Here is a 22,618-nt window from a genome sequence, read left to right as displayed (position 1 = left end):
AATCTGTTTTGCGCTGTTCGGTGGCCGCGACGTTCCTTGCCGCGGTGGGAGCTATGCCCGCCTACGCCGCGGATGGCACCGGTGGTGCGGGGGGCGATAACAGCTTCACGAGCGTTGGCGGGAGCGCCAGCACCACCTTCACGGGCGGTGACGGGACGGATGGCGTTGGCACAGATCCCAGCTATCTCTCCGGCGGCGCTGGCGGCGGCAGTGGCATCACAGGGGGCAATGGCGGTGCCGGTGCTGGTCCCAACCCCGGCTTCGCCGGGACGGGAGGGGCTGCGCCCGGTGAGGCGGGATCGGATGGCTCCGATGGCGGGGCCAACAGTTCAGGCGGCGGCGGTGGCGGCGGCGCGCATGGCTTTGTCGGACTCATCACAGATTTGCCGACATCGGGAACGCTCACCGGCGGCAATGGCGGTAATGGTGGCCTTGCTGGAATTGCCGGATATGGCGGCGGCGGTGGCGGCGGCGGCTTCGGCGCGGTCGTCACCGGTCTTAACGACTCCTACGACGCAATCACCGTCAGTGCCACCGGCGGCGCGGGCGGCGCCTATGGCTGGGCTGGCGTCGGCGGCAATGGTGGCAGCGGTCTGGTCATCGACCAGCCGGCCGGCAATACGGCCATCAGCATTACGGACAGCATACTGACCGGCGGCGCGGGCGGCGGGAGCCGCGAAGGCCAGTCCTTTGGCGGCAATGGCGGGTCTGCCCTTGTGCTCACCGGCGGCACCGGCAGCAGCACTGTTTCGATCTCCGGCGGTAGCATCATGGGCGGTGATGCCCAAGGCGGCAACTTCGGCGGGGCCGGGGGCTTTGGCATCCTGATCGAGAACATGAGCGGCCTCACCACCCTCACGATCGACACAGCGGTGACAGGCGGCGCCGGCGGGGCCGGGATGTTCACCAACGGTGCGGGCGGCGCAGGCATTCAAGGCGAGAACCTTGCTCTTTCCATCGGGACTGGCGGTTCCGTATCCGGCGGCCTTGGTGGCAATGGCGAGCGGGCCGCGGCCCTGAATTTCACGGGCGGTACCAACAGGCTGACACTCGCCAGCGGCGCCACGCTGAACGGCGGTATCGTCGTTGCGACCAATACCACGAAACTCGAATTCGCCCAGGCGGAGGATTATACGCTCTCCAGTGCGATTTCAGGCTCGGGCTCTGTTATCAAGACCGGCAGCGGAGCGTTGACCCTCACCGGCGACAACAGCGCTTTTGCTGGCAACATGATGCTCACCGGCGGCGAGACAATCATTGATGGCAGTACGACGAGCGGGAACATCGTCTTCCTGGGCGGGCTCGATGGGGCGTCGCTGACCGTGGTGAATGGCGGCACCTTCAACGCCCCCAACATCATCGTCAGCAACAGCACCAATTCGGCGATGCCGGGCATGGAAGATGAGAGCGGCTCGCTGCTCGTCACGGGTACGGGATCGACGGTCACGACCGAATTCCTGACGGTCGGCTATTATGGCGACGGCAGCGTGGCGATCGAGAATGGCGGTACCGTCGTGGTCAACACCTCCACGTCCGTCGGTGCGGTCGAGGGCAGTGTCGGCTCCATCACCGTTTCGGGTGAAAATAGCCATCTGCAGAGCGGCTCCCTGCAGTTCGGCGGGAGCGGCCAGGGCACGCTCATCCTGTCCGGCGGCGCGACGATGCAATCCACCAGCGGGAGTTTCGGCGTAAATGCCGGATCGCTCGGCACCGGCACCCTCAGCGGCGTGGGAACGCGCTGGGACATCGGTGCAAGCGGCTTGGGGATCGGCACCAGCGGCGAAGGCATCCTCACCGTGACGGATGGCGCGACGATTGCCGCCTCCGGCAGCGATGCAGATGTGAGACTTGGCGCAAGCGCCAACGGCAACGGTCAGATGACAGTCTCAGGCAGCGGGTCCAGCGTAACGACCGACCGGAACATGACCATCGGCAGCTATGGATCAGGCACGGCCACCGTGACGGACGAGGCGCTGCTGGGCGGTGACAAGCTGATTGTCGGCTTCGTGGATGGCAGCCAGGGTACTTTGAACATCAGCGGTGAAGGCACGCTCGCCCGAGGCACGTCTTATGTCATGGTGGGCACATATGCCGGGAGCAGCGGCGTCGTCACCGTCTCCGATGGCGCGACCCTCAAGTCTGACGGCAATCGCGGCATCACGCTGGCTTATGAGGCCGGCTCGACGGGCACGCTGAACATCGGCGCGGCGGCAGGCAGTGCGGCCCAGGCGGCCGGCGTGATCGATGCCGTGAACGGCATTCAGTTCGGTGCCGGGGCCGGCAAGCTGGTCCTGAACCACAGCGAGACCAATTACACGCTGGCCGCCGGCCTGTCCGGCACCGGCGTGGTCGACGTGCTGGCCGGGACCACAATCCTGACCGGGGACAGCAGAAACTATAGCGGCGCGCTGAACGTGAGCGCCGGCACGCTGGTGCTGGCCAACACGACGAGTGCCGCAAGCACGATCATCGGGCAGGACGGCACGCTGCAGATCGGCAATGGCGGCACCAGTGGCTCCTTCGACGGCGACCTTGTGAACAACGGTCTGCTGGTGTTCGATCGCTCCGATGCGCTTCATCATAACCGGGTCATTTCCGGCACGGGCGATCTGACCGTGGCGGGCGGGGCGATCACCTTGAGCGGGATGAATACCTTTACGGGCGCCACGACGATTAATGCCGACGCCACATTGGCCCTCTCCAATCAGGGCCGGGTGAACCAATCGAGTTCCGTAACGGTCAATGGTACCTTCGACCTGACCAGTGCAGCCAGCGCACAGATCAAGGATCTTGGCGGCAGCGGAACGGTGATCGTCGGTGATGCGGGGTTGATGCTGGTCAATGCCTCGCAGGTCTTTTCCGGACGGATCACCGGAACGGGCGGTCTGAACGTGTCTGCCGGCACGCTCACCCTGACCAACGCCAGCGATTTCGAAGGCGGTCTGGGGATCAGCAACGGCGCCACGGTCAACCTCGGCAATGGCGGCACGACCGGCTCGATCACTGCCAATGTCACCAATTACGGCACGCTGCTGTTCGATCGTGCGGACGATGTGAGCTATCTCGGCCAGATTTCCGGTCAGGGCACGGTGATCAAGACCGGCGATAATATAGTGACCTTCGGCGGCTCGATGAGCGGCGTCCAGCTTGACGTGCAGCAGGGTACGGCCCTGTTTGTTGGGACGATCAGCAACAATGTCAATGTTGCCGAACAGGGCGAGCTGGTGTTCGCCAACCCCGCGACCACGAGCTACAAGGGCAGGCTGAGCGGCACGGGCACCGTGCTGAAAACGGGCACGGGCACCATCACCTTCTCGGGCGACAGCAGTGGTTTTGCAGGCGATGCGACCATCGATGGCGGCACGGTGCTGCTGACGGGCAAGCTGGGCGGCACTTTGCTGATCGACACTGCAGGTACGCTGCAGGTGGGCAATGGCTTGAAGAATGGCGATCTGCTGGCCGATGCCACCAACAATGGCACGCTGATCTTCAACCAGATTGGCGACTATGACTATACCGGCGCGCTGTCCGGCAATGGTGGCCTAATCAAGCAGGGCGAGGGCACGCTGCTGCTCTCGGGCGATTATGGTTATACCGGGTCGACCGTGGTGCAGGCGGGCCGGGTGCGGCTGCTGGCGCAGCTCGACAGCGCGACCGATCTGGTCGTCGATGATGGCGAGTTTGACCTAAGCGGCACCGACCAGACCGTTGCGGGCTTGAGTGGCGCGGGCGGGACGGTGAGCCTGGGCACGAGCACGCTGACCGTCAACCAGAGCAGCAACACGCTGTTCGGCGGCAGCTTCAGCGGCAGCGGTACGATTGCGCTGAACGGTCCGTTCAGCGCGCCCGTCAGCATCAACCTGACCGGCGAGAGCTTTGGCTCGTTCACCGGTGTGCTCAACCTCGAGGGCATCGTGACGCGGGTGAACGGCTCGATGGGCGGCACGATCACGGTCGGCAGCGATGCGGCCCTGGGCGGTCGCGGGCAGGTGAACAATATCGTGGTCGGCAATGGCGGCACGCTGCTGCCGGGCAACTCGATCGGCACGCTCACCGCAGCGGGCAATGTCGTGTTCCAGGCAGGCTCAACCTATGAGGTGGAGGTCAATGCCGATGGCGAGAGCGACAAGCTGATCGTCGGCGGGACGGCGACCATCCAGGGCGGCACGGTCTCGGTGCTGGCAGCTGCAGGCAATTATCGCTTCAGCAATGAGTACACGATCATCACGGCCGCAGGCGGGGTGACCGGGCAGTTTGCGGCCACCGATGTCGATCTGCCGTTCCTGACGCCGGAGCTGAGCTATGACGCCAATAATGTCAGGCTGGTGCTGACGCGCAACAATCGCAGCTTCGAGAGCGTGGCGGTGACGCCCAACCAGGTGGCCGTGGCGCTGGCGCTGGATGCCAGCGATGACAATGCCAGCCTGTCCCGTGCGGTAGCCGGGCAGCTTGAGGAAGCCGGCGCCGTCCGGGCGTTCGATGCGCTCTCGGGCGAGCTGTGGGCGACCACGGGCACGCTGATGGTGGATGGCACCCGCCGGCTTGGCGACATGGTGATCGGCCGCATGGAGCAGGCCGATGTGGTCAGCCGCACACTGGCCGGTGCCAGTTCCTCGGCCCGCACGCTGCGCGATGGCAGCACGGCGGTCTGGGGCCAGGGCATTGGTGCGTGGAGCACGCTCAAGAGCAATGGCAATGCGATCAAGGCGACGCAGAGCACGTTCGGCTTCATCACCGGTGTCGATACGGGCCTGGGTGGCTGGCGTCTGGGCGTGGCCTTCGCGCATGAGCAGAACAAGGTGCGGGTCGATGGGCGCAGCAGTGAGGCGACGGTCAACGGCAACAGCGCGCTGGTCTATGCCGGCGGTGGCTGGGGCGCCCTGCGCGCCCGGATCGGCGCCTCTTATAGCTGGCTGGATGTCAACGGGACACGCAAGGTGGCGTTCCTGGGCGTCAACGATGCGCTGGCGGGCGATTATGATGCCAGGAGCGCCTCTGCCTTCGGTGAGGTGAGCTATGCTCTCCCGCTGGGCGCGGTGACCGCCGAGCCCTTTGCCGGCGTGACCCATGTCCATCTCAAGAGCGATGCCTTCACCGAGACGGGCAGCGCCCTGACCGCGCTGGGCGTCACGGACAGCACCCGCGATGTGACCTACACCACCCTGGGTCTGCGTCTGGGCGGGGCAGTGCCGGTCAGCGCCACCACGGTGCTCAGCCCGCGCGTCTCGGCGGCGTGGCTGCGCAGCTTTGGCGATGTCGATGCGACCAGCCGCAACATCCTCTCGACCGGTGAGGCCTTCTCGGTCGCGGGCCTGCCCACGACGCGCGATACCCTGCGTCTCGAGGGCGGCGTTCAGGCCAACATCATGCCGGGCGGCTCCATCGGCGCCACCTACGTGGGCAACATCGGCGACCAGTGGAAGGACCACGGCGTCAAGATCGGCTTTAGCTACAGCTTCTGATCTCAGGCGCTGCGAGCGAAAACGGAAAGGGGCGCGGAATGACCGCGCCCCTTTTTCATGTGCCTCTCAACTGGACGGGTGCTGGCCGACTCTCGGCTGCAACCCCGTTCAGAATGCCATATTGGGCTGTTCGTCCTGACCGACGCCGCGCGGGGCGCGTGTGTCTGCCTGTTCAGGGGAAAGCTCGGCGAGGGTGCTTTTGGCGCGCGCGATATAGGGATCGAGCTTGCCTTCATCGTAGAGCTTCTTGCCGAAATAACCAATCGCCGCGCCGGCGAGCAAAGTTTTCATCATGTGCGGTCTCCTTGATCGCTAGCACAATGACCAAGAGCGCGGAGCGTTCCGTCCCGCGCCACTGAGATGCGCCGGAGTGAAGAGGGCAGGCGTCGGCCGGTACTGTCAGTTGGCGGCGCGTCCGGCCTGCAGCGTGCGGCGGAGATGATCGATGGCCAGACGCCCGCGGGCATCGTCGAACCCCTTGCGCGAGAGCATCAGGCGATAGCCCGGCTCGAAATCGACCGGGACGCGTTGGAGTTGTCCGCGCGTGGTGGCAGGTGCGGCTTCCTCGTCGAAGAGCATGGCAAGGCCCGTGCCATTGAGCGCCAGCCCCATCGCGACATCGGTGAACTGCGGTCGCGCGACGACATTGGACGGGTAGATGCACGCATCGGCCAGCGCATTGATCAGCCAGTCATTATGCGGTGTGTTGTCCGGCATCATGATCATCGGGGCGGCGCTGATCCTGGCAGGATCGCTCCCCACCGCCTCGACCAGCGCGGACGTGCCGAAGAGACTGCTGGTCACGCGCCGGAGCGTCTCGATGGTAAGATCCGGGGCGACCGGTGGGCGCCCGGTGAAGAAGGCGACGTCCACCTTGCCGCTGCGGAGCATGGAGAGCATTTCTTCGCCCGGCGCGGAGAGGATCAGCTCCACATTCGGCACCTGGCCGCGCGCATAATAATCCGGCAGGCACGGCCTGATCCATTGATCGATAAGATAAGGGCCGGCGGCGACCCGCAGCACATAGCTCTGCGCACTGCCGGCCGTGGCGCCCAACTGAACCTTGTTCGCCTCGCGCAGCAGCAACCGCGCCTGATCCAGCAAATCGCGGCCCAGAGGGGAGAGGCGCGCTGTCGATCCCCGCTGACGATCGAACAGGCGAGCGCCGGCTTTCTGCTCCAGCGCCTTGATATGATTGCTGATCGAGGGCTGGCTGATCCCGAGACGATCCGCCGTGATACGGAAATTCTCGTCCTTCGCCGCTTCGACGAAAATCTCCAATTGCCGGATCGTGAATGCCATAAGCGATAGCCCCTCCCTTATAACTGATAGCGGACCGGGCCGTTGCTTTGCAATCGGGAGCAACCGATGCCTTGGGAATGAGGCGTCTCGGCGATGATCCGGGCGGCCCGCACAGAGCAAAAGAGCAATCAGGAGCAGGATTATGAGCGAGATCGAAGCGCTGCGCAGCGATGTGAAGGCCCTGACCGAGCGGATCGGGATGCTGGAGGATCTCAATGCAATCCGCCGGCTCCACAATGCCTATGGCTATTATACCGATTATAACCGTTCGGACGAACTGGCCGAGCTGTTCTCCGACGATGCCGAGATCATCTTTCTCTCCGGCATCTATCGCGGCAAGGTGGGTGCGCGGCGGCTCTATGGCGACTGGTTTCGCCAGTTCTTCACGCAAGGGCGCCCCGGCCCAGTCTATGGCTTCCTGCTCGATCATTTCCAGATGCAGGACATCATCACCGTCGCGCCGGATCGCCGCACCGCCAAGGGCCGGTTTCGCGCGCTGCTGCTCGGCGGCAATCATGAGAGCCGCGACTATCGCCCGGAGGGCCTGCCCGACCAGTTCTACGAAGCCGGCATGTACGAGAATGATTATGTGCGCGAGGACGGCGTCTGGAAGATCAAGCGGCTCGATTATGTCGTGCAATGGCAGGCGGATTATGATGCCGGCTGGTACAAGACCATCGCGCATCTCCAGCCGCTGACGAAGACCTTCCCGGAAGACCCGCTCGGCCCGGATGAACTGGTCGACAATCAGCGGCAGACATGGCCTTATCGGCAGGAACTGGCGATGCACTTCGCGCATCCCGTGCTCGGCCGGGCGCTGGCGGATGCGGAACGGACCGCATAGCGGCCGACGGGTGGCAGTGGGTCGAGGGAGAGGGAATATTAATCGTGGGTTTGATGTTCAGGCGCATGATGGCGCTGACCGCGCTGCTGCTTGTCCTCCCTTCCGCCTGCCGCGATGCCGCAGACGGTGGTCAGGCCGGCGGCGATGTCGAGTGGCCGCTGCATGGTCGCACCGAGACGGCGCAGCGCTTTGCCGAACTGGATCAGATCGATCGCGAGACCGTGTCACGGCTGGGCCTGGCTTGGTCCTTCGATCTGGAGACGGATCGCGGGCAGGAAGCGACGCCGATCATGGTCGATGGCGTGCTCTATGTGGTCAGCGCTTATGATGTCGTCTCCGCCATTGATGCGCGCACCGGCAAGGGCTTGTGGACCTACGATCCACAAGTCCGCGCGGCGTCTGCGCGCTCCTGTTGCGGGCCGGTCTCGCGCGGTGTCGCGGTGGCGGAGGGCCGGGTGTATGTCGGCGCGCTTGACGGGCGCCTGATCGCCCTGGATGCCAAAAGCGGCAAGCCGGTCTGGGAAAAGCAGACGATCGACCAGTCCGGCCCCTTTGCGGTGAATTACACGATCACCGGGGCGCCGCGCGTCATCAAGGGCAATGTCGTCATCGGCAATGGCGGCGCCGAGTTCGGCGTGCGCGGCTATGTGAGTGCCTATGATGCCGCGACTGGCAAGCTGACCTGGCGCTTCTACACTGTCCCCGGGAAGCCGGGCACGAAGGACAATGCCGCGTCCGACACGGTGCTGGCCAAGGCGCAGGGAAGCTGGGCAGGCCAGTGGTGGCGCTATGGCGGTGGCGGCACGGTGTGGGATGCCATCGAATATGATCCCGCGCTGGACCTCATCTACATCGGCACCGGTAACGGCTCGCCATGGAATCATCAGATGCGCTCGGACGGGAAGGGGGATAATCTCTTCTTGTCTTCTATCGTCGCGCTGCGGGCCTCGACCGGCGAATATGTCTGGCATTTCCAGCAAGTTCCGGGCGATGCCTGGGATTATACCGCGACCCAGAATATCGTGCTGGCGGACATGGAGATCGACGGCAAGCCGCGCAAGGTGCTGATGCAGGCGCCCAAAAACGGCTTCTTCTACATTCTTGACCGCGCGACCGGCGAGTTCCTGAATGCCACCGCTTATGTGCCGCAGAATTGGGCGAAGAGCATCGATCCCAAGACCGGCCGTCCGGACATTGTGCCGGAAGCACGCTATTACCGCACCGGCAAGCCGCATTTCCAGTTCCCCAGCTCGGGCGGCGGGCATAATTGGCCGCCCATGGCCTTCAGTCCCCGCACGGGGCTGGTCTACATTCCGGCGCAGGACGTCGGCATGCCTTTCGGCCCCAACCCTCAGGAGGCGCAGGTGATCGGCGCCTATACGTCCGGCGTTGCGATGAGCGGCGGTGGCGCGATGAGCGCGGCGGACCGCAAGGCGCTGTACGACAGCATGAAGGCGCGGCTGATCGCCTGGGACCCGATCGCCCGCAAACCGCGCTGGACGAGCGAGGAAGCGGCGCCCTTCAACGGTGGCCTGCTGGCGACGGCGGGCGGCCTTGTTTTTGCCGGCAATGCGCAGGGGCGGCTGGTCGCCTATGATGACGAGAGCGGCAAGCAGCTCTGGTCGTTCGATGCGCAGACCGGCATCGTCGCGCCGCCGATCAGCTATCGGCTGGACGGGGTGCAATATATCGCAGTCATGGCTGGCTGGGGCGGCGGATGGCCACTGACGGGCGGGGTGATGGCGCTCAAGGCCGGCAAGACCATCGGCCCCAACCGGCTGCTGGTGTTCAAATTGGATGGGGCGGCGAAGCTGCCTGCCTTCACGCCGGCCGAGCCACTGCCGTTCCCCGATGTAGTGGACAAGGGCACACCGGCCCAAATCGCGCAGGGCGACGGACTGTTCGGCCGCTTCTGCCTGCGCTGTCATGGCAGCGGGGCGGTGAGCGCCGGTGCCTATCCGGACTTGCGCCGGACGGGATTGCTCGGCACGAAGGGTTTTTCGCAGGTCGTTCTGGGCGGCGCGCTGGCGGAGATGGGCATGCCCAGCTTCGCAGGCCAGCTGACGCCGGCGCAGGTCGACGCCATTGACGCTTATCTCGTCCGCCGCAGTCTCGAGGACCGGCGGATCGAGACTCAGGAAGGACGCAAGCAGACGCGATGACCGATCAGGCGCAGGGTGGCATGATGAGTGCGCCAGAGATGAAGGACGGCATGATCCGTGTGGCGGGCGGGCAGTTCTGGATGGGGTCGGACGACCATTATCCCGATGAGGGCCCCGCGCATCCGGCCTCGGTCGATGCTTTCTGGATCGATGAAACGCCAGTCACCAATGCGCAGTTCGCGCAGTTCGTGGAAGCGACCGGCCATGTGACGGTGGCCGAAACGGTGCCCGATGCGGCCGATTATCCCGGTGCCGATCCCGCGATGCTGAAGGCCGGCTCATCCCTGTTTACGCCGCCGCCGACCCCCGTGCCGCTGCACGATCCAATGGGGTGGTGGACATTCTCGTTCGGGACAGACTGGCGCCACCCTTGGGGGCCGGAGAGTTCCATCGACGGGCTCGCGGATCATCCCGTTGTCCACATCGCCTGTGCCGATGCGGAGGCCTATGCGGCCTGGGCGGGCAAGCGGCTGCCGACGGAAGCGGAATGGGAATTCGCCGCGCGGGGCGGGCTGGATCGCAAGGCCTTCGCCTGGGGCGATGAACTGCACCCCGGCGGGGCCATGCTGGCCAACACCTGGCAGGGCGATTTCCCGCACCAGAATGATCTCTCGGACGGCTATCTGCGTACCTCGCCGGTGCGGGCCTATGCGGCAAATGGTTTTGGCTTGTGGGATATGATTGGCAATGTGTGGGAGTGGACGAGCGACTGGTATGTCGATCGGCACGACGCGCCCACCAAGCCCTGTTGCGCGCCGCATAATCCGCGGGGCGCCAGCGAAGATGCCAGCCGTGATCCCTATAGCGGCTTTCCCCGCCGCGTGCTCAAGGGCGGATCGCATCTGTGCGCGCCCAATTATTGCCAGCGCTATCGCCCCGCCGCGCGCTATCCGCAGACGGTGGATACCTCCACATCGCATATCGGGTTTCGCTGCGCCCGCGACGCGTGAGGATCGCCCGCTAGAGCTGAGCGTGGCAGGTGGCCGGCTTTAGAGGCCGCGTGCTTCCAGCGTTTCCAGCAGCATTCGCTCGAAGGATTCGCGGCGGGTGCGGCGGGCGGCCAGCAGCTTCTTGCTGTCCTGCTGACGGATGGCGTTCAGCAGCTCGCGCTTGTCCACCACCTTGCGCTCTTCGCTGTTCCGGCGCGGCAGCGGCAGGAGGGCGCGGTAGCGATCAGTCAATGCCCAAAGACGGATGGCCTCGCGCACGATGGTCTTCTTGGGGGAGAGGTTGAAGATCATCGTGTGGAATTCACGATGCTCGTTCCACCAGCTCGTGCGGTCGCCTTCGTCGAGCAGCTCTTCGAGGCGCTGTTCGCGACGTTCGAGTTCGGCAAGCTCTTCGGCGTCCGGCCAGTCGACGGATTTGAGCAATTCGTCCTCGACCAGATGGCGCAGGGCAAACAGTTGCTCGGCCTCATCGCGGGAAAGCCGGGTGACGAAGAAGCCCCGGTTGGGGTCGTGCTCGATGATGCCTTCCGAGCTCAGCAGCTTGAGCGCCTCGCGCACCGGTACGCGGCTGGCGTTGAATTGCTCGGCCAGTTCGGTCTGCCCCAGCCGCATCCCGGGTGCCAGCGTGCCACGGGCGATGAGCAGACGCAGCTCATTGGCGATCTTGGCGGGAACTCCGCGTTCGGATTTCACTGTTTCCTGCATCATGGGCATTCCTGGTTGGCCGAAGAGCCAGCGGCCTTGAAATTATGGTCGTTCCGGGCATCCCTAGCGTGGTGTCTCACAAAAATGTAGACATTTTCACGCGCTAGGAATCCCGACCCGGTCGCGCGAGGCTTTTGGCCGACAAACACCCTCCACCGGCTTGACCGGAAATTCAGGATAGGTATACAAAAATGTATACCTATGATCTGATAACCAGCTGCGGGTGGGGATTTTGCGATGATTGTCGATTGTCATGGCCATGTGAGTGCGCCAGCGGAACTGTGGATCTATAAGTCGATGCTGCTCTCGCATCGCGGCGAGCACGGCAAGAAGTTCCCGGACCTCACGGATGAGGAAATTCTCGCCTACACCAATAAAAAGGAGATGGCGCCCTGCGGCCATCTCGACATGCTCGACCGGGTCGGCACCAATTTTCAGCTGCTCAGCCCCCGCCCGTTCCAGATGATGCATTCGGAAAAGCCGGGTTTTCTGGTCCACTGGTTTACCGAAGCCACCAACAACATCATCGCCCGCCAGTGCCAGCTTCTGCCGGACCGCTTCGCGCCCATCTGCGGTCTGCCGCAAGTCGCCGGCGAGCCGATCGAGAATGTTCTGCCCGAGCTTGAGCGCTGTGTGAAAACGCTGGGCTTCAAGGGCTGCCTGCTCAACCCCGATCCCTATGAGAACAGCGGCACCGAGCCGCCGGCGATGGGTGACCGTTATTGGTACCCGCTATACGAGAAGCTGTGCGAGCTGGACGTGCCGGCGCACATCCACTCCGCCGGATCGCGCAGCCGCCGCGCGCCGTACACGCTCAACTTCCTGCTGGAAGAGACGATGGCCGTCTATGGCCTGCTGGAAAGCGATGTGTTCAAGGACTTCCCCAGCCTTAAAATCGTCTGCAGCCATGGCGGCGGCGCGATCCCCTATCATGTCGGCCGCTTCCGCGCCTCCGGCCTGCGCAAGGGCGAGGAGTTTCTCGATAAGATGCGGCACATCTATTATGATACCGTGCTCTATTCCGAGGAAGCGCTGCGGCTGCTGATCAAGACCGTCGGCGTCGACAATTGCCTGTTCGGCGCGGAATGCCCCGGCGTGGGCTCTGCCGTCGACCCCGCGACCGGCAAGACGCTGGACGACATTGCCCCGTTCATCACCGGCTTCGACTGGCTGAGCCAGGCGGAGAAGAACCAGATCATGTTCGGCAACGCCGCGCGCCTCTTCAAGCTGGACCTGCCGCAGGCATGAGCTCGGGCGATCCTTATGTCGCGCGGCTGCGCCAGCTGGATGCCTGCGCCGTGTCGGACACGCTGGACAAGCTGGGCCTGGCCGGCTGTGTGACCGGGCTGCGCTCGGCCTCGCCGGGCAAGCGGATCGCCGGGCGCGTCCACACCGTGAAGCTCAAGGCCGGCAACGCGCCCGCCGACCGCCCGCCGGTGCATCTGGGCGCTGCCGCCATCGACGCCAGCGGCCCGGACGATGTGATCGTGGTCGAGCAGCGCACCGGCATCGATGCCGGCTGCTGGGGCGGCATCCTGTCGCGCGGCGCGCAGCACAAGGGCGTGGCGGGCGTGATCTGCGAGGGGCTGGCCCGCGATGTCGATGAAGCCCGCGAGATCGGCTTTCCGGTCTTCTGTCGCGGTTATACCGCCCGCACCGCGCGCAACCGCGTCTATGAGGATGCCACCGACGTGCCCGTCACCGTAGGCGATTTCACCGTCGAACCCGGTTTCTATGTCATCTGCGATTCCAGTGCGGCGGTGTTCATCGCGCCAGCCGACATCGCCCGCGTGCTCGATGCCGCCGAGGATATCGTCCGCCGCGAGGGCGAGATGACCCGCCGCCTCGCCACCGGCGAGAGTGCCAGCTTTGTGCTCGGCGCCAATTACGAATATATGCTCAAGGGCGACCAACAATGACCGACGACCGCAACGTCACCCGCGCCGCCGCGCTCGATACCGCCACGCTGAGCGACGCGCTCGACCGGCTCGGCATCGTCGGCCAGTGCTACCAGATCGCCGGGCGCGATCCTGATTTCCGCATGGCCGGCCGCGCCTACACCATGCTCTGCGGTCCCGCCTCGACCCCGCCCGGCACGGTGGGCGATTATATCGATGATGTCCCCCCCGGCCATGTCGTCGTCATCGACAATGGCGGCCGCGAGGATGCCACCATCTGGGGCGATATCCTCACCGAGATCGCGCATCGCCGCGGCCTCGCCGGCACCGTGATCGACGGGATCAGCCGCGACGTCTCGCTCTGCCGCGCGCTCGGCTATCCGGTCTTCAGCAAGGGCCACTGGATGCGCACCGGCAAGGATCGGGTGCAGGTGGAAGTCACCAACTGCCCCGTCAACATCGGCGGCGCCCGCGTGGCGCCGGGCGATATCCTGCGCGGCGATCCCGATGGCGTGATCGTCATCCCGCAAGCGCATGAGGAGGCCGTCCTCGCCGCCGCCGAGGAGATCCACGCCGCCGAGGAGAGCATCCGCGCCGCCTGCCGCACCGGCATGCGCCTCGATGAGGCCCGCGCGCAGTTCAAATATCACAGCCTTCAGAAACGCGTGCAGGGCTGAGTGTCGATTGGCCCTAGCGGCCGTGCTGGAAGACCTGCTCCAGCGCACCTTCGATCTTGGCGCGGGCCTGCATATAATCGGCGAGCAGCGCGTCACGGTCCCGCGCGGCAAGGGCGTCGATCAGCTTGCGCTCGGGGCTCTCGCCCATCGTGCGCGGCATGAGCGAGCGATAGCGGTCGGTCAGCCGCCAGAGCCGGGTCGCTTCGCGCAGCAGGATGCGCTCGGGTGATAAAGCGAAGAGGGCGAGACGCAGATTTTCCAGCGCCAGCGCCCAATTGGTGAAATCGCTCACCTGATCCATGGCATCCAGCGCATCGAACTGGCGGCGGAATTCGGCGATCTGTGCGTCCGTGGGCCAGACCGCCGTGGCGAGCAACTCGGCTTCAAGCCAGCGGCGCAGCTTGTAGAGCTGGCGGGCTTCCTCCAGCTCCAGCGGGGCCACGAAATAGCCCCTGTTATGGTCGTGGCGCAGGAAGCCTTCTGCCGCCAGCAGCTTGAGCGCCTCGCGAATGGGCACCTTGCTGCGCCCGAACCGGTCGGCAAGCTGGGTCTGCCCGAGATGTTCGCCCGGCAGCAACGTGCCCCGCACGATCAGCGCCCGCAGTTCATCCGCCACCACATTGGGCAGGGAGTCCCCCATGTCGATCTGCGTGGCCAAATATGTGCTCCTTGCGGCTGGTGGCAGTGCGCCATGGAAGAGGATTTTGGCGAGCGAGGCAATAGGCAGGGGCGGGAGGCAGCGGGGGCTGCGATCAACTCTTGTGCGGGGAGACGGTGACGTGAATTGCGCCCTCGATCCCGCGCCCGGCGGTGGCGAGGATCGCCTCATGCACCTGCTCCAGCGGGAAATCGTGGCTGCACAGCTTTTCGGCCGGCCACTTGCCGCTGGCGAGAATGTCGAGCGCCATCTGCACCGCGCGATAGCTGTGGCCTCGCGGTGCGCGCACGGTGAGGTAGCGCTTCTTGATCTCGCCCAGCGGCACCGAAGCGCTAAGGCCATTGAGGCTGAGCCAGGCGCCCTTGGCGGACAGAGCCACCGCCTGCTCGGCGATCTTGCCATCGGGATCGCCGGTGGTATCCACCACCACATCCACGCCCATGCCGCCGGTCGCCCGCATGACCACCGCTGCAAGATCCTCCTGCTGCACGTCCACGGCGATGTCGGCGCCGAGGCTGAGCGAGAGGTCCAGCCGGGCCCGGTCGCGCGTCATGCCGGCGATGATGACGGTGAGCGCACCCCCCTGCTTGGCGGCGAGCGCGCAACTCAGGCCCTGTTGCCCGGGGCCGAAGACCAGCACGGTCTTGCCCAGTCCCGCACCGCCATCCAGCACCGCCCATTGCACGCCATTGCCGAGCGGCACGGCCAGTGTCGCCAGCCGGGCATCCATGTCCGCCGGGATCTTGTGGATGACAGCATTGGGCGCGAGGTACATATATTCCGAGAAACCACCCCACAGATGCGGCGGAATGTCCGCATTGCAGGTGCCGTAGCGCAGGGTGTTGAACCGATCCTTCACGTTGAAGAAGTCGGCCTCCATGCACAGGCGGAAATCGCCCTGGCGACACCAGTGGCAATGCCAGCAGGGGAGATACTCGTGCAGGGCGATGCGGTCGCCGGCGCGCAGGCCCCAGCGCTGCGCCGCAGCGTCGCCGATGCGGGCCACGGTGCCGACATTCTCATGGCCCATGATGCAGGGCGCCGTGTTCTCACGCCGGTACATTTCGGGGTCACTGCCGCCGACGCCCGAGGCCTCGACTTTCAGCAGCCCGTCATTGTCGCCGAGGGGCGGGAACGGAAATTCTCTGATTTCAGATCGTTCGATATCGACCTTCACGGCAGCACGAGACACGGACTCCATCATTCCCCTCCAATTCTCGTCGCGAAGGCCCGTTGCGCTCAGGCCTTGCCCCAGCTCTTGCCGTAAACGCGCATCGCCGTTCCGCCCAGGATCATCTCCTGCTGCGCGGCCGTGAGATTGCGTACCGCTGCGCGACCAAGTGCGGCCATATAATCATAGCTGCCGGGCGATTGGGTGATGTCCGATCCCCAGATCATCCGCTCCGCGCCGAACAGATCGCATACGCGCTCGATGACGGGGCAGGGGTCGATCCCCGCCTTGTCCAGCCGTCCCAGCGGAATGGTCGTGAACTTGACGACGACATTGTCGAACTGCGCGATCGACCGCAGCCGATCATCAATGCCATGGTCCGGGCCGCCGGCATCGCTCTGAATGGAACTGAGATGGTCGATGACGACCGTCAGGCCGGGCACCTCGCGCAATATCCGCTCCAGATGCGCCAGCCCTATTTCTCGGTTCCACGGGAAGAAATGGACGCAGACCGGCACGTCGAGCGTGGCGGCGGCTTGCCAGGCGTCGCGCGCCACCGGGCTATCCAGCCAGCCGATGTCCGAGCCCTTGATGAGTTCCATCAGCCGAATGCCGACGGCGCCATGCTCGCCGACCCAATATCGCACGGCCTCCCCACAATCGGCCTGCGTGGCGTCGATAGAGCAGACGGCGGCGAAGCGTTGCGGATAGCGCGCGGCGCTGTCGCAGACATAGCGACTGTCGAACCCGTAGATGGACCCACGCTGCACGAGCACGGCCCGCTCGACGCCGGACTTGTCCATCTCCTCCAGCAGCGTCTCGGCCGTCATGAGGTTGTCGAACGCCATTGGGGGCAGCAGACCGCCCGGCGGTGCCGGCGGGTAGGTGGTCTTGTCATCGGAGACAAGATGGGCGTGGCAGTCGATCATGAGCGAAATTGCACCCGTCAGTGAGACGAGGGACCGGCGCCGTGCGCCGCCGCATCCTGATCAGGCCGCCGCATCCGAGCGCGTTCGACAATGCGCAAAGCCGACGATTGAAGCCTGTCCAAGACCATTCCCCCCCTTGAAAGCCGCCAGCGGGTCTGTCGCCCGCTGACGATCGACCGTTCTTGCTCAGGCGAACGCGTTGAGCGCGCGCAGCTTTTCTTCATAAGCCGCGCGTTCGTCAGGCGGCAGGAAGTGGCGGAAGTGCGGCCCCTTGGACATCGCCGGAAGCCCGTCGGCCATGCGCTGCCAGCTCTGGGCCTCGTCGCGGCTTGCGTAGAGCTCCCCGCAGGCAGAGCCGGCGAAGAGCTCCACCCCGCCCTCGGCAGAATCGTGCATCGCCGCGACTTCCAGATTGCCGGCGATCGGATCGGCCATGCCGACCATGCTGGTCTGCCACGTCTTGCCATGGTCCGTGCTGACCATGAACTTGGGATAGGCCGTGCCTTCCGCGCCCCAATTGGGATTGGGGTTCATGCCGGCGCCGACCATGAACATCAATTCCTTGCGCGGATGCACGAAGAGCGGGTCCGGATAGGCGCAGGGGTGGCTGGTGTCGGTGAGGCGCTCCCAGGTCTCGCCGCGGTCGGCCGTATGATACAGGCCGATGCCGGTGGTGAGGAAGATTTCGGCGGCGTTGTCGCGGTAGAAGGTCACGCGGTGCTGGTCACGGCGGAACTTGTCGTCCGGGCGCTCCATGGAGTTGAGCGACGTCCAGCTTTCCCCGCCATCTTCAGTGCGCAGCAGGTCGCCCTGTTCCACGCAGATATAGATCGTGTCCGGTTCGGACGGATGCGCGGCGATATGCTTCACATGGGGCTGGGAGCGAGGGAAAAACCAGTGCTCGGTGCCCTCGACCTGCGTGCAGCCGGGATAAGCGGTCCAGCTCTGCCCCAGATCGAAGCTGCGGTAGAACATCACCGGCTCGGTACCGACATTGAGGATCGTCCGGTCGCCATCATGCTGCACGAGCAGGCTGTAGACATGGCCGGATTGCAGGCCGTTGTTGCGCGCTTCCCAGCTCTTGCCGTGGTCAGAACTGACCATCAGGCCGCCCTCATAATGCAGGCCGGCGAACAGCATGTCCGTCACCTCGTCATGGACGAGCGCGCTGACATGATGGCCGGGGAGCAGCATATCGGGCTGCCGGGTCCATGGCGCATTGAGATTGTCTCGGCGAAAATCCACCACGCCGTCCGCGGTGGCGATCAGCATCCGGTTTGCGGCGCTTTGACTGGCGGAGCTCGTCTTTCCGTTCGCGGAAATGCAGATGATCGTGGATTTGGCAGCCTCTGCCATGGGATGTGCTCCAGCAATAGAATATATCGTTTTGTATAACAATCTATTCCAGTCTTCAAGCCTTGCGCTGGAAGAATATTCTGCCGGCATTGCCGCCGAAGATTGCCGCGACGCTGGCGGGGCGGTGCTGCTCGAACACATCGCGCGTCCAGCCGAGCGCATTGGCATAGCCCTCGCGCGAGGAGACGACGGGGAAGTCGCTGCCCCACATCAGCCGGTCTGGCCCGAAGGCATCGAGCAGCTCGATCAGCGGTGCGCCGCCCGCCGGGTCGAGCACAGGCCCGGATGCAGGCAGAGGCTGACCGACGGGTCGGGCAATCAACTGCCCCAGCGCGGGGATCTTGACCGTGATATTGGGGAAGCGCGCGAGCGCGAGCAGTGCCGTCCAGGTCTCGGGCTTACGGTCGCAGTCGGGTCTGACCCATCCCGCCAGATGCTCCAGCACGATGGGCAAGGTCGGGACGCTGCCGACGAGATCGGCGAACGCGGCGGATGCAAACTGGGCGCTCGGCCCGCCGCAACTGATGACAAGGCCGTGCCGCTCCGCAGCCCGCCAGATGGCGAGCGGGTCGTCACCGGCGCTGCGGGCATCGGGCCGCAGGCGTAGGCCGGCCGCACCGTCATCCGCCAGCATCCCAAGTTGGTGCACCGCGTCAGGCGCAGCCGGATCGATGGCGCCGACGCTGACGAAGCGATCCGGATAGCGCGCAATGCAATCGCGCTGATAGCGATTGTCGAATTGTCCCAGGATCTGCGTCAGCACCGCCTGCGCGACATTGTGGCGGTCCATCTGGAAGAGCAGGGTTTCGACCGGCTCGAACCACAGGGGCGAGACGTGGCAATGGGCGTCAATCAGGAGCACGGCATATCCTCACAGGCTGTCATCGCCGGGGGTTGGCCGATATCGTTAGCGTAAAATGTTAGGCGATTCTAGCCGTCGGCTTAGTCCTCATCCCGCACGGCGAGCTGGCTCAAATGGCGCGGGATGCGCCGGCGCATGAGCAGGGTCGCGACGAGCCCGATCAGCGCCACGGCCAGCATGGCGCCCCGATACTCCATCAGCCCCGGCTCTGGATGGCCGGCAAATTGCGTCAGGAGGCCGAGCAGCAGCGCCGTGAGCGAGACCGCCAGCGCCGCGAACAATTGCATGGAAATGCTGGCCAGAACATTGCCCTGCGTCATCGTATCGGCATCGAGGCTGACATAGGTCAGCGAGGTCATGCCGGTGAACAGCACGGAGCGGGCCAGCCCGGCGACGAGCAGCGCCACGAAGATCAGGGCAGCCAGCCAGGGGCCTTGATCGGCCAGGGCAACCACGGCGATCGCGGCCAGCCCTGCAAAGCTTGAGAGCATTACCGGCCCCGAGAAGCCGAAGCGGTCGAACAGGGGGCGAATGAACAGCTTGGCCAGCAGGTCGCCGCCATTGAGCGCCATGAGCATGACGCCGGCCAGAATGGGCGTGAAGCCATAGGCCATCTGGAACATGAGCGGCAGGCCGAAGAGCATCGCGCGCGCCGGGATGCGGACGATGGCGCCCGCGCCGATCACCGTCGTCCGGAAGCTCGAGTCCTTGAGGGCATCAAGCTTCAGCACCGGGTCCGGATGGGTGCGAATATGCTTCAGTCCGGCAAGGCACAGGACCGTGCCGACCGCGAGCAATATCCAGGGCAAGGGACGGCCGACGCCGCTGGCCAGCCGGTCGAACCCGGTGAGCAGGCAGACGAGCGATCCGCCGAGCAGCGCGGCGCCGACCATGTCCAGTCGTCTAGAGGCATCGGGCGCGCTGGCCGGGATGGTGCGCCATGCCGCGAGCAGCAGAGCAACGGTGACGGGGATGTTCAGCAGGAAAATGAACTCCCAGCGGGCATATTGCACGATGAATCCGCCAATCGAGGGACCGAGCGTCGGCGCGATGAGCATGGGCATCGCCACGATCGCCATGGCATCCACCAGCTCTTCCTTGCTCGTTTGCCGCAACAGCAGCAGCCGGGCGACGGGGGTCATCAGCGAGGCCGTCGCCCCCTGCAGGGCGCGCGCGGCAATGAACGGCCAGAAGGAGGGGGCGGCGGCACAGCAGATCGAGAAGAAGGCAAAGCCGGCCGTTGCGATCATGAACACGGTCTTCGGGCCGAAGCGCTCGGCCGCCCACCCGCTGATCGGCAGCAGCGCGATCTGCATGGTGAGGTAGATGGTGATCGCGAGGCTTAGCTCGATGGCAGGCAAGCCGAAGTCTGCGGAAATCTGCGGGATCGCGACAGCCAGCACGGACGCATCGAGCTGGACCATGAACATGGCGGTCGACGCGATGAGGATCGCGCCGCGACTCTTCAGGGACAGAAACCGCTTCAAGCCAGGTCTGTCCGCTCGCGCAGTGGCCGGCTAGCCGACGGCGTCTTCGTCTGTTTCTTGCGGAATGAACTCATGGGGGCGTTGCCGTGCGGCGGCCTTTCGGCTGAGGAACAGGGTGATCAATATGCCCATAATGCCGAAGAGCGCGCCGACCATCTCAAAATTCGTCATTTCGAGCGGATTGAGACTCATCATGTCGACTTGGCCGTCGAGTTTGAAGCTGAAGTTCGCCATTGGCCTGTCGATCCTTGCTTAAAGTGCCCGCATCAGCCGGGACGGCCGCTTCCAAATCGGCTGCGGCGCAGTCTTCGCCTTGAGCAGCGGCAGAAAGTAGTTGGCGTAAGCCGCGAGCAAGATGAGGTGCATGACCAGATTGCGCGTCACCGAGAGTTGGATGTGGGGCAGGGGCACCCACGGCACATTGGTCAGGAAGATCATCAGCGTCACCGGCATCAGAAGCGTCAGCGCAAGCGGCACGAAGCGATTGAGCAGCAGGCAGGCGCCGGCGGTCAGCTCGATGATCTTGGCATAGGTGAACAGATTGAGATCGGTGGCGGCGAGCACGAATTCATTGCCGGCCGCCGCACCCATCTTGGGCTGGGGCCAGAAGAGAATGAAATAGTTGAGGCCGGAAACGAGGTTGAAGCCGCCGAGATAATAGCGGCAGAAGACGACACCGTATTTTTCGATCACGCTCCTCATGCGCGTCCTCCCCTGACTTCCGTCCGCCCCTCGTGTCTCACTTCCCCTTGGGAATGGCGAAGGCCCCCGCCTTGAGTCCGGCGGCGGCGCGGCCATAGCCGGTCATGGCCCGGTCCCAAGTGAAGGCGAAGTGCTGCGCGCCGGAGTTCATGTCGCGGAACAGCCGTTGCATGGCGCTGCCATCATAGATGGCGCTGCCGCCCGATGCCTCGAAGATCCGGTTCGCGGCATGGCGCGCGCGCTGCACGCCCCACGCCCAGTTGCGCGAGATTTGCGCGCCCAGAAGCGGCGTGATTTCCGCGGGGTCGCGGGCCTCATCCACCATGCGGGCATCCTCCAGGATCAGCGCCAGGGCAGCGTCGACCTCGGCGCCAATCTCCGCGATGCGGGCGAAGGTGGCGGATTGCTCGGCGACTTCCAGCGGATCGGCACCGTCCAGGCGCTTGCCGATATCTGCCGCAAAGCGCTGCACCATGCCCCGCGCCATGCCGAGCGGCGCGCCCACGATGGAGAAGGGCGCGATGTTGGAGAAGGGCATGCGGTAGACCGCACCCTCATGCACGCGCGCACCTGGGGTGGAACCGGCCAGCATGTCGGCCAGGCTGCAACTGCGATGGGCGGGGATGAAGGCGCTGTCGATCTTGATCGAGCGGCTGCCCGTCGCGCGCATACCCATGGTGAACCAGTCGTCGACGATTTCGATCTCGGACTTGGGCAGGACGAAGAAGCGCGGCTCCATGCGGCCATCCGCCTTCTTCACGGCATTGCCGATGATCACCCAGCTCGCATAATCGATGCCGGAGCAGAAGCGCCCGGCGCCGCCTGTCAGCCGGTAGCCGCCATTTTCCTCCACGACCTCGCCACCGAGGCGGAAGACGGTGCCGATGAGTGTGGTGGGATCGTCCATCACCTCGCGCTGCGCCTGCTCGGGGAAGAGGTTGATGAGCCAGCTATGCCCGGCCAGTACGCCGAAAATCCAGGCCGCCGAGCCAGACATAGTGCCGATCTCTGCCGTGACACGCACGAGATCGGCAAAGCCCAGCTCCGATCCGCCAAGGTTGCGCGGCATGACGATGCCGAACAGGCCCGTCTGGCGGATGGCATCGACCACATGCGGGGAGAGGCGTCGGGCGCTCTCCGACTCGGCATCCGCCGCCGCGATCTGCGGGAGCAGCGCCCGAATGCGCGCAATCGCATCCGCACTGGATTCGACGACCGGGTAACGGCCCGCAATATCCAACGTCGCAACGTCCGCGCTTGCTTGGCTCGCCATGTTCGTCATCCTTCCTCCATTGCGTTCATCTTCGGGGCGTCCGTCGGCTCATTGAGCGCCGCAGCCCCTTCTGCCCGCGATTGACCCGCGATGCAGGATTGTTATACAAATAGGTATCCGATAATGGAGCGGACATCAACACCCCACGGTGCCCGTCCGTGCAACGACCGCAAAAGAACA

General features: G+C 64.9%; 19 protein-coding genes. 7 read left to right on the top strand and 12 right to left on the bottom strand.

Going from position 1 to position 22,618, the window contains the following annotated elements:
• The first annotated feature begins 53 nt into the window (after window positions 1–53).
• The gene (locus M2336_RS15685) at window positions 54–5,462 is read left to right on the top strand and encodes an autotransporter domain-containing protein (RefSeq protein WP_264573203.1); all 5,409 of its coding nucleotides are present in this window, start codon (window positions 54–56) and stop codon (window positions 5,460–5,462) included.
• A 108-nt stretch (window positions 5,463–5,570) separates the two neighbouring features.
• On the opposite strand, the gene M2336_RS15680 is transcribed toward M2336_RS15685, so the two are convergent.
• The gene (locus tag M2336_RS15680) at window positions 5,571–5,756 is read right to left on the bottom strand and encodes a hypothetical protein (protein WP_181560134.1); all 186 of its coding nucleotides are present in this window, start codon (window positions 5,754–5,756) and stop codon (window positions 5,571–5,573) included.
• A gap of 105 nt (window positions 5,757–5,861) precedes the next feature.
• Window positions 5,862–6,764 (bottom strand): LysR family transcriptional regulator, encoded by a 903-nt coding sequence (locus tag M2336_RS15675; RefSeq protein ID WP_264573202.1) that lies wholly within the window; start codon window positions 6,762–6,764, stop codon window positions 5,862–5,864.
• 142 nt (window positions 6,765–6,906) lie between these two features.
• Here M2336_RS15675 and M2336_RS15670 point away from each other — a divergent pair, with 142 nt between their 5' ends.
• Genes M2336_RS15670 through M2336_RS15660 form a run of 3 tightly spaced genes read left to right on the top strand, consistent with a single transcriptional unit; the run spans window position 6,907 to window position 10,720 of the window.
• Window positions 6,907–7,608: a nuclear transport factor 2 family protein gene (locus M2336_RS15670; protein ID WP_181560132.1), complete on the top strand. Its 702-nt coding sequence runs from the start codon at window positions 6,907–6,909 to the stop codon at window positions 7,606–7,608.
• Window positions 7,609–7,661: 53 nt separating this feature from the next.
• Complete coding sequence (locus tag M2336_RS15665) at window positions 7,662–9,770, top strand: PQQ-dependent dehydrogenase, methanol/ethanol family (RefSeq protein ID WP_264574896.1); 2,109 nt, start codon at window positions 7,662–7,664, stop codon at window positions 9,768–9,770.
• Between the two features lie 50 nt (window positions 9,771–9,820).
• Window positions 9,821–10,720 (top strand): formylglycine-generating enzyme family protein, encoded by a 900-nt coding sequence (locus M2336_RS15660; protein WP_264574895.1) that lies wholly within the window; start codon window positions 9,821–9,823, stop codon window positions 10,718–10,720.
• Between the two features lie 39 nt (window positions 10,721–10,759).
• Here the strand turns inward: M2336_RS15660 and M2336_RS15655 are convergent, their stop codons facing one another.
• Window positions 10,760–11,428 carry a GntR family transcriptional regulator gene (locus M2336_RS15655; RefSeq protein ID WP_181560131.1) on the bottom strand — a complete coding sequence of 223 codons (669 nt, stop codon included), beginning with the start codon at window positions 11,426–11,428 and terminating at the stop codon, window positions 10,760–10,762.
• Between the two features lie 234 nt (window positions 11,429–11,662).
• Here M2336_RS15655 and M2336_RS15650 point away from each other — a divergent pair, with 234 nt between their 5' ends.
• The 3 genes from M2336_RS15650 to M2336_RS15640 are packed head-to-tail and all read left to right on the top strand — an operon-like array spanning window position 11,663 to window position 14,000.
• Window positions 11,663–12,673 (top strand): amidohydrolase family protein, encoded by a 1,011-nt coding sequence (locus tag M2336_RS15650; protein WP_264573201.1) that lies wholly within the window; start codon window positions 11,663–11,665, stop codon window positions 12,671–12,673.
• A complete protein-coding gene (locus M2336_RS15645; protein WP_264573200.1) occupies window positions 12,670–13,344 on the top strand; it encodes an RraA family protein in 675 nt (224 codons plus the stop codon). Before M2336_RS15650 ends, M2336_RS15645 begins: the two co-directional genes overlap by 4 nt.
• The gene (locus M2336_RS15640) at window positions 13,341–14,000 is read left to right on the top strand and encodes an RraA family protein (RefSeq protein ID WP_264593187.1); all 660 of its coding nucleotides are present in this window, start codon (window positions 13,341–13,343) and stop codon (window positions 13,998–14,000) included. The genes M2336_RS15645 and M2336_RS15640 overlap by 4 nt, the downstream gene beginning before the upstream one ends.
• 13 nt (window positions 14,001–14,013) lie before the next feature.
• Here the strand turns inward: M2336_RS15640 and M2336_RS15635 are convergent, their stop codons facing one another.
• The 9 genes from M2336_RS15635 to M2336_RS15595 all read right to left on the bottom strand — a co-directional run bounded on the left by M2336_RS15635 (window position 14,014) and on the right by M2336_RS15595 (window position 22,438).
• Complete coding sequence (locus M2336_RS15635; protein WP_220128545.1) at window positions 14,014–14,658, bottom strand: GntR family transcriptional regulator; 645 nt, start codon at window positions 14,656–14,658, stop codon at window positions 14,014–14,016.
• 94 nt (window positions 14,659–14,752) lie between these two features.
• A complete protein-coding gene (locus tag M2336_RS15630; RefSeq protein ID WP_264573198.1) occupies window positions 14,753–15,859 on the bottom strand; it encodes a zinc-dependent alcohol dehydrogenase in 1,107 nt (368 codons plus the stop codon).
• A 38-nt stretch (window positions 15,860–15,897) separates the two neighbouring features.
• On the bottom strand, window positions 15,898–16,758 hold the full coding sequence (locus M2336_RS15625) for an amidohydrolase family protein (protein ID WP_264573197.1): 861 nt from the start codon (window positions 16,756–16,758) through the stop codon (window positions 15,898–15,900).
• 186 nt (window positions 16,759–16,944) lie between these two features.
• Window positions 16,945–18,114, bottom strand: a complete 1,170-nt coding sequence (locus M2336_RS15620; RefSeq protein ID WP_264573196.1) for a WD40/YVTN/BNR-like repeat-containing protein — start codon at window positions 18,112–18,114, stop codon at window positions 16,945–16,947.
• Window positions 18,115–18,169: 55 nt separating this feature from the next.
• On the bottom strand, window positions 18,170–18,976 hold the full coding sequence (locus tag M2336_RS15615; protein WP_264573195.1) for an amidohydrolase family protein: 807 nt from the start codon (window positions 18,974–18,976) through the stop codon (window positions 18,170–18,172).
• 80 nt (window positions 18,977–19,056) lie between these two features.
• Window positions 19,057–20,463 carry an MFS transporter gene (locus tag M2336_RS15610; RefSeq protein ID WP_264573194.1) on the bottom strand — a complete coding sequence of 469 codons (1,407 nt, stop codon included), beginning with the start codon at window positions 20,461–20,463 and terminating at the stop codon, window positions 19,057–19,059.
• A gap of 30 nt (window positions 20,464–20,493) precedes the next feature.
• Window positions 20,494–20,697, bottom strand: a complete 204-nt coding sequence (locus M2336_RS15605; protein ID WP_264573193.1) for a hypothetical protein — start codon at window positions 20,695–20,697, stop codon at window positions 20,494–20,496.
• 18 nt (window positions 20,698–20,715) lie between these two features.
• The gene (locus M2336_RS15600) at window positions 20,716–21,165 is read right to left on the bottom strand and encodes a hypothetical protein (RefSeq protein ID WP_264573192.1); all 450 of its coding nucleotides are present in this window, start codon (window positions 21,163–21,165) and stop codon (window positions 20,716–20,718) included.
• A 37-nt stretch (window positions 21,166–21,202) separates the two neighbouring features.
• A complete protein-coding gene (locus M2336_RS15595; RefSeq protein ID WP_264573191.1) occupies window positions 21,203–22,438 on the bottom strand; it encodes an acyl-CoA dehydrogenase family protein in 1,236 nt (411 codons plus the stop codon).
• Window positions 22,439–22,618: the final 180 nt, after the last annotated feature.

Source organism: Sphingobium sp. B1D7B (assembly GCF_025961965.1).
In the GTDB taxonomy this organism is placed as follows: Bacteria; Pseudomonadota; Alphaproteobacteria; order Sphingomonadales; family Sphingomonadaceae; genus Sphingobium.
This window is presented reverse-complemented; position numbering and strand designations above follow the sequence as displayed.

Bases quoted from the DNA above. Each gene is read 5' to 3' on its own strand.
- M2336_RS15660 (WP_264574895.1), top strand. From the start codon at position 9,821: ATGATCCGTGTGGCGGGCGGGCAGTTCTGGATGGGGTCGGACGACCAT.
- M2336_RS15670 (WP_181560132.1), top strand. From the start codon at position 6,907: ATGAGCGAGATCGAAGCGCTGCGCAGCGATGTGAAGGCCCTGACCGAG.
- M2336_RS15625 (WP_264573197.1), bottom strand. From the start codon at position 16,758: ATGATCGACTGCCACGCCCATCTTGTCTCCGATGACAAGACCACCTAC.
- M2336_RS15665 (WP_264574896.1), top strand. From the start codon at position 7,662: ATGTTCAGGCGCATGATGGCGCTGACCGCGCTGCTGCTTGTCCTCCCT.
- M2336_RS15620 (WP_264573196.1), bottom strand. From the start codon at position 18,114: ATGGCAGAGGCTGCCAAATCCACGATCATCTGCATTTCCGCGAACGGA.
- M2336_RS15655 (WP_181560131.1), bottom strand. From the start codon at position 11,428: ATGATGCAGGAAACAGTGAAATCCGAACGCGGAGTTCCCGCCAAGATC.
- M2336_RS15675 (WP_264573202.1), bottom strand. From the start codon at position 6,764: ATGGCATTCACGATCCGGCAATTGGAGATTTTCGTCGAAGCGGCGAAG.
- M2336_RS15685 (WP_264573203.1), top strand. From the start codon at position 54: ATGCCCGCCTACGCCGCGGATGGCACCGGTGGTGCGGGGGGCGATAAC.
- M2336_RS15600 (WP_264573192.1), bottom strand. From the start codon at position 21,165: ATGAGGAGCGTGATCGAAAAATACGGTGTCGTCTTCTGCCGCTATTAT.
- M2336_RS15595 (WP_264573191.1), bottom strand. From the start codon at position 22,438: ATGGCGAGCCAAGCAAGCGCGGACGTTGCGACGTTGGATATTGCGGGC.
- M2336_RS15645 (WP_264573200.1), top strand. From the start codon at position 12,670: ATGAGCTCGGGCGATCCTTATGTCGCGCGGCTGCGCCAGCTGGATGCC.
- M2336_RS15640 (WP_264593187.1), top strand. From the start codon at position 13,341: ATGACCGACGACCGCAACGTCACCCGCGCCGCCGCGCTCGATACCGCC.
- M2336_RS15605 (WP_264573193.1), bottom strand. From the start codon at position 20,697: ATGGCGAACTTCAGCTTCAAACTCGACGGCCAAGTCGACATGATGAGT.
- M2336_RS15650 (WP_264573201.1), top strand. From the start codon at position 11,663: ATGATTGTCGATTGTCATGGCCATGTGAGTGCGCCAGCGGAACTGTGG.
- M2336_RS15630 (WP_264573198.1), bottom strand. From the start codon at position 15,859: ATGGAGTCCGTGTCTCGTGCTGCCGTGAAGGTCGATATCGAACGATCT.
- M2336_RS15680 (WP_181560134.1), bottom strand. From the start codon at position 5,756: ATGATGAAAACTTTGCTCGCCGGCGCGGCGATTGGTTATTTCGGCAAG.